General features: G+C 65.4%; 3 protein-coding genes and 2 tRNA genes. 4 read left to right on the forward strand and 1 reads right to left on the reverse strand.

Translation table 11 applies throughout. The annotated features are described in order from the left end of the window. Positions 1–10 precede the first annotated feature (10 nt). Positions 11–1,459, reverse strand: coding sequence for a zinc-dependent metalloprotease (locus ACR65K_RS02950; protein ID WP_440151276.1), 1,449 nt, complete (start codon positions 1,457–1,459; stop codon positions 11–13). A 136-nt stretch (positions 1,460–1,595) separates the two neighbouring features. Between ACR65K_RS02950 and ACR65K_RS02955 the strand changes: the two genes are divergently transcribed. The 4 genes from ACR65K_RS02955 to ACR65K_RS02970 all read left to right on the forward strand — a co-directional run bounded on the left by ACR65K_RS02955 (position 1,596) and on the right by ACR65K_RS02970 (position 6,361). Continuing rightward, on the forward strand, positions 1,596–2,810 hold the full coding sequence (locus ACR65K_RS02955) for a YlbL family protein (protein WP_082566781.1): 1,215 nt from the start codon (positions 1,596–1,598) through the stop codon (positions 2,808–2,810). Between the two features lie 161 nt (positions 2,811–2,971). Then, a complete protein-coding gene (locus ACR65K_RS02960; RefSeq protein WP_200946265.1) occupies positions 2,972–5,950 on the forward strand; it encodes a UPF0182 family membrane protein in 2,979 nt (992 codons plus the stop codon). A 119-nt stretch (positions 5,951–6,069) separates the two neighbouring features. Next, a tRNA-Met gene (locus tag ACR65K_RS02965) sits at positions 6,070–6,143 on the forward strand. 145 nt (positions 6,144–6,288) lie between these two features. Further along, positions 6,289–6,361 (forward strand) — tRNA-Met (locus tag ACR65K_RS02970).

Genomic DNA, 6,361 nt, shown 5'->3' on the forward strand with positions numbered 1-6,361 from the left:
CCGAAAAGTGTCAGCCCCGCGGCTGGTCCGTTCCGTCGTCGTTGTCCGTGCCGGCGCCGTCGTCGTCCTTGCTGCCGGTGCCTCCGGCAGCGTCATCATCGCCGGAGGTGTCGTCGAAACCGCCGTTCAGCAGTTTCTGCAGTGCGTCGTCCACCTCGCTGTCGCTGGCTTCGGCGAGCTTGCGGCGGGAGCTGAAGCCTTTCGGATCATCCAGGTCTTCGGCCGTGGGCAAGAGGTCGGGGTGGTGCCAGATGGCGTCACGGCCCTCAATCCCGCGTTCTTCCTTCAGGGTGGCCCACAGGGTGGCCGCGTCACGCAGCCTGCGCGGGCGCAGCTCGAGCCCTACCAGGGAAGCAAAGGCGTGCTCGGCGGGACCGCCCGTTGCCCGGCGGCGCCGCACTGTTTCGCGCAGTGCGCCGGCGGACGGCAGGACCTTCTCCGTGGCGGCTGCGGTCAGCTCATCCACCCAGCCCTCCACGAGAGCCAGCGCGGTCTCCAGCTTTTCCAGTGCCTGTTCCTGGGCCGGCGTCCGCTGCGGCATGAAGACGCCCTGGGACAATGCCTCCTGGATGCCTTCGGGATTGCTCGGATCGAGGTCGCGGGCAAGCTCTTCGATCCGGGAGGTGTCGATGTGGATGCCGCGGGCGTAGGCCTCGATGGCTCCCAGCAGGTGTCCGCGCAGCCAGGGAACCTGAACGAAGAGGCGCGCGTGCGCGGCTTCCCGCACGGCAAGGAACAGCCGGATGTCGTTCTGTGGCAGGGACAGGCCCTCACCGAAGGCGGCAACATTTGTTGGCAGGAGCGCCATCTCAAGGTCGACGAGGGGAACGCCGATGTCGGTGGAGCTCACCACGTCCTGGGACAGTGCGCCGATGGCCTGCCCCAGCTGCATGCCGAAGATGGCTCCGCCCATGTTCTGCAGCATCGAGGAGGCGCCGCCCATCATGGACTTCATTTCCTCGGGCATCTGCTCCGTCATGGCGGAGGAGAGCGCATTGGCGATGCTGTTGGCCACGGGTTCGGTCAGCCGCTTCCAGGTGCCCAGGGTGGCTTCCACCCATTCCGCGCGCGACCACGCCTTGCCGATCAGGCCGGTGCCGGGCAGGTCGGTGACCGGGTCCAGCCACAGTTCAGCGAGGCGGAGGGCTTCATCCACTTCCCGGGACTGCTGGGCGGTGACCGATGGATCAGAAGTGCCGGCCGCTACCCGACGGGCGTTGTCGTGGGCCAGCGTCCAGTTGACGGGACCCTCGGACGGGGCGCTCATCATCGCCTGCACCTGGGAGAACATCTGGGCCAGCAGGTTGGGGTCATCCGGCAGGCCGGCAGCCTTGGCGAGCTCGGCGGGATCGAAGTTCTCCATCCCCTTGCCGCCCATCAGGTTCTGCAGCATTTCGGTCAACGGATCCTTGGGGGTGTCGTCGTCGCCGTTGGACGGATTGAGTGGGTTGGAGGTCATGGTCCCGCCGATCGATGGTGTGACTGTTGATCAACCTTCACGGTACCCCGGCGGGGGTCGGCTGTCTGCCGCCCGCCGCCGTCGTTCGCTCTAGGCAAAGCACCCCCGCCCACTGCCACCGCGTACTGTTGGTGGGGTGACTACAACCCGTGGCGGCCATCCCTCCGAGGACCACGTTCCCGATCTTCCCCCCTTCTCCAATCCCGGTCCGTTGGGTGCCGGCGGCCCGCCGGAAGGCCCGGGGGACAGTGGCGGCACAGCGGCTGCGGGCAGCAGCGCCAACGCGTCCGACGGCGGAGGCCGGGGGAAGCGGCTTTCCACCATGATGGTTGCCGGGCTGGCGGCGCTGGGGCTGGGAATTGCCGTGGGCACGCTTCCGGTGCCGTATGTCATCGAATCGCCCGGTCCCACCTACAACACGCTGGGGGAGACCCAGGGGCATCCCGTCATCAATGTCAGCGGCCGTGAAACGTATCCGGCAGCCGGAAGCCTGGACCTGACCACCGTCTATGTCGACGGCGGCCCCACCGGCTCCGTCAGTATCCTTAACGCGTTCTCCGCATGGCTGGACCCTTCCAAGGCGGTCTACCCGGTTGAACTGATCTATCCAACCGGCACCACCAGGGAAGCGGCGCAGGAACAAAGTGCGGTGGCCATGGCCACCTCCCAGGAGAACGCCGTGGCCTCCGCACTGAACGAACTCAGGATTCCCTTCGGCCAGCAGCTTCAGGCCGCAGACCTGTCAAAGGATTCCGCTTCCGCCGGCAAGATCCAGCAGGGAGACATCCTCAAGTCCATCAACGGCAAGGACATCACCGCACTCAGCGTGATCCAGGATGAGCTGGCCGCCGGCAAGGGCGCCCCGGTATCGGTGACGGTGGAACGCGACGGCCGGCCCGTCACCGTTGAGGTCACTCCCAAGGACAATGGCCAGGGCCGGTTCATCCTTGGCGTCATGCTGAAGTACCTGTTCAGTTTCCCGTTCCAGGTGCAGATCTCCCTGGACAAGGTGGGCGGCCCCAGCGCGGGGCTGATGTTCTCGCTGGGCATTATCGATACTGTCACCCCTGGCGACCTCACCGGCGGCAAGCACGTCGCGGGTACCGGCACCATCTCACCGGATGGCGCGGTGGGACCCATCGGCGGCATCGGGCAGAAAATGCGGGGTGCACGCTCCTCGGGCGCCACCCTTTTCCTGGCGCCCGCCGGGAACTGCGACGAAGTTGCGGGGCATGTCCCGGACGGCCTCCAAGTGGTCCGCGTGGAAAACCTTTCGGAAGCCCGGCATGCCGTGGAAGTGGCCGGGAGCGGACAGGACACATCCGCGCTCCCGGCGTGCACCAGCAAATAGACTGGGCGCAACTAGACTCACAGGAACTAAGCTTTACCGCCACTCGTGGCACAGTTGACGGACGAAACCAGCCGTTTGACCGGTACCGTACGTCGCCCGCTCGCTTCGAATATCTGACGACCAGCTATGAGGTACCCAGTTTGTCCCGTCCCGCCAGCACCATGTCCACCGGCAGGCCCCCTTCACGGCGAGGCGTGCTGACGCCCACCTTGATCATTGTTGCCCTGGTGGTAGTGGGCTTCATCTTCTTCGCCAACGTCTGGACCGACGTCCTCTGGTACCGGCAGCTGGGCTTCATCGAGGTCTTCGTCACCGAGAACCTCGCCAAGATCGCCACCTTCGTGGCCGGCTTCGCCATCATGTTCGCGGCAGTCTTCTTCTCGATCCGTATTGCCTACAACGCCAGGCCGGTCTACGCGCCGGACTCCGAGATCCGGGACAACCTCAACCGGTACCAGGCCCAGCTGGAGCCGGTCCGGCGGATCGTCATGGTGGGCCTGCCTGTCCTCTTCGGCCTGTTTGCGGGCAGCGCTGCGGCAAGCCAGTGGCAGAAGGTCCTGCTGTTCTTCAACCAGGTTGGCTTCGGCGAGGCCGATCCCCAGTTCAACATGGACATCAGTTTCTACCTGATGACCCTGCCGTTCCTCGGGTTTGTGACCGGGTTCCTGATCAGCGTGGTGGTGATCGCGGGCATCGCCGGCATCCTCACGCACTACCTGTACGGCAGCATCCGGCTGATGGAACGCGGCGTCTTCACCAGCCGCGCAGCGCAAATCCATATCGCCGTGACCGGCGCCGCATTCCTGGTACTCCTGGGCGTCAACTTCTGGCTGGACCGTTACTCTTCCGTCCAGAGCAACGGGGGCCGCTGGGCCGGCGCGCTCTACACGGACGTCAACGCCGTCATCCCCACCAAGGCAATCCTCGCGGTGGCCGCCGTCCTGGTGGCCATCCTGTTCATCGTGGCCGCCGTGATCGGCCGGTGGCGCCTCCCGGTGATCGGCACGGCGATGCTGATCATCACCTCCATCCTGGCCGGCGGCGTCTACCCCTGGGTAATCCAGCAGTTCCAGGTCCGCCCGTCCGAGCAGACGCTGGAAAGCAAGTACATCCAGCGCAACATCGAGAATACGCGCAAGGCCTACGGCCTGAACGGCATCCAGGAGACCCGGTACGACGCCACCAACACTGCCAACACCGGCGCACTCGCGCCGGACGCCCAGACCACTGCCAACATCCGGCTCCTGGACCCGAACCTGATCTCGGACGCCTTTGCGCAGCTGGAACAGTACCGCCCGTACTACCAGTTCCCCAAGGCCCTGAACGTGGACCGCTACGAGGTGGACGGCAAGATCCAGGACACCGTGATCGCCGTGCGGGAACTGAACCCCACGAACGTTGCAACCAATCAGCAGGGCTGGCTGAACCAGCACGTGGTGTACACCCACGGTTACGGGGTTGTGGCTGCCAAGGGCAACAAGTTCACCGTTGACGGCAAGCCTGAATTCCTGCAGTCCGGCATTCCGTCCACCGGCGTGCTGGGGAACGACACCACCTACGAACCGCGGATCTACTTCGGTGAGACTTCCCCCGAATACTCCATTGTGGGTGCCCCCGACGGCGCCGCGCCGCGCGAGCAGGACCGTCCCTCCGGAAAGGAAGGCGAGGGCGAAACCCAGTACACGTTCAAGGGCAACGCCGGTCCCAATGTGGGCTCCTTCTTCAACAAGGTCCTCTACGCCATCAAGTTCCAGTCTTCGGACCTGCTGCTTTCGGACGGCGTGAACCCGGAGTCGCAGATCCTGTACGACCGCAACCCCCGCGAGCGGGTCCAGAAGGTGGCGCCCTACCTGACGGTTGACGGCGGCGCCTACCCGGCAGTGGTGGACGGCCGGGTCAAGTGGATCGTGGACGGTTACACCACCAGCCAGTACTACCCGTACTCACAGCAGAAGCAGCTCTCGGATGCCACTACTGATTCGCAGACCAGCTCCGGCCGCGCTGTGGCCCTGCCCAACAGCACGGTGAACTACATCCGCAACTCGGTCAAGGCCACGGTGGACGCGTACGACGGCTCGGTCACCCTCTATGCCTGGGACGACACGGACCCGGTCCTCAAGGCCTGGCAGAAGGTCTTCCCGTCATCCCTGAAGCCGTACTCGGAGATGTCCGGGGCAGTCATGAGCCACGTCCGCTACCCGGAGGACCTGTTCAAGGTCCAGCGTGAGCTCCTGGGGCAGTACCACGTGACGGATCCCACCAGCTTCTACAAGAACAACGACGCGTGGAGCGTCCCCGCCGATCCGACGGTGGATACCGACGTCAAGCAGCCGCCGTTCTACATGTCACTGCAGATGCCCGACCAGGAAAAGCCGGCGTTCCAGCTGACCTCCTCCTTCATCCCGCAGATCGTGAACGGAAACGCCCGCAACGTCCTGTACGGCTTCCTCGCCGCGGATTCGGACGCGGGGAACCAGGCCGGCGTGAAGGCGGAAGGCTACGGCAAGCTGCGGCTGCTGCAGATCCCGCCGGAAACACAGGTGCCCGGTCCCGGACAGGCGCAGAACAAGTTCAACTCCGACCCCACGGTTTCGCAGGCGCTGAACCTGCTGCGCCAGGGTGCGTCGGACGTGTTGAACGGCAACCTGCTCACCCTGCCCGTGGGCGGCGGCATCCTCTATGTCCAGCCGGTCTACCTCAAGTCCACGGGTGAGACGTCATACCCCACCCTGCAGCGCGTGCTGGTGGCGTTTGGTGACAAGGTGGGCTTCGCCCCGACACTGGACGCAGCCCTCAAGCAGCTCTTCGGCGGTGATTCCGGCGCGGCCGCGGGTGACTCGGCCAACAATGGGCAGACGCCGGCCGGTCCGGCGGCGCCTGCCACACCGGCAGAGGCGGACGCAAAGGCCCAGCTGAAGGCGGCCCTGGATGAGGCGAACGCGGCCATCCAGTCCGGACAGACGGCACTCGCGGCCGGTGACTTCGCTGCCTACGGCGAAGCGCAGAAGAAGATCGCCGCAGCGTTGAAGAAGGCTATGGACGCCGAGGCCAAGATTCCGGTGACCGCTCCGGAGGCCAGCCCGGCCCCCGCAGCATCCAGCTCACCTTCGGCCACGCCGTCCGCATCAGCGGGCCAGTAGTACGACGGCGGCCCGGCACCGGAAGCCCTAACGGGGCCAGGGTGCCGGGCCGGCGTAACGGACGTCACGCCGCTTCGATTTGGCCTCCGGTTCACCTCCCGGTAAAGTAGTTCTTGCGACGCGGGGTGGAGCAGTTCGGTAGCTCGCTGGGCTCATAACCCAGAGGTCACAGGTTCAAATCCTGTCCCCGCAACCGAAGAAAGGCCCGGACACTGGAAACAGTGTCCGGGCCTTTTGCTTTCCCTGGCGTCACTGCCGCGGCGTCCGTCGAATTCCAAACGGACCTGGTGGAGCGTGGTCAGGGCGGCCGCAAAAGTAGGGTAGTGTTGATCAAGCGACGCGGGGTGGAGCAGTTCGGTAGCTCGCTGGGCTCATAACCCAGAGGTCACAGGTTCAAATCCTGTCCCCGCA

The organism is Arthrobacter sp. SAFR-179 (assembly GCF_059414945.1).

Coding starts and splice junctions, on each gene's coding strand:
- ACR65K_RS02950 (WP_440151276.1), bottom strand. CDS start 1,459: ATGACCTCCAACCCACTCAATCCGTCCAACGGCGACGACGACACCCCC.
- ACR65K_RS02960 (WP_200946265.1), top strand. CDS start 2,972: ATGTCCACCGGCAGGCCCCCTTCACGGCGAGGCGTGCTGACGCCCACC.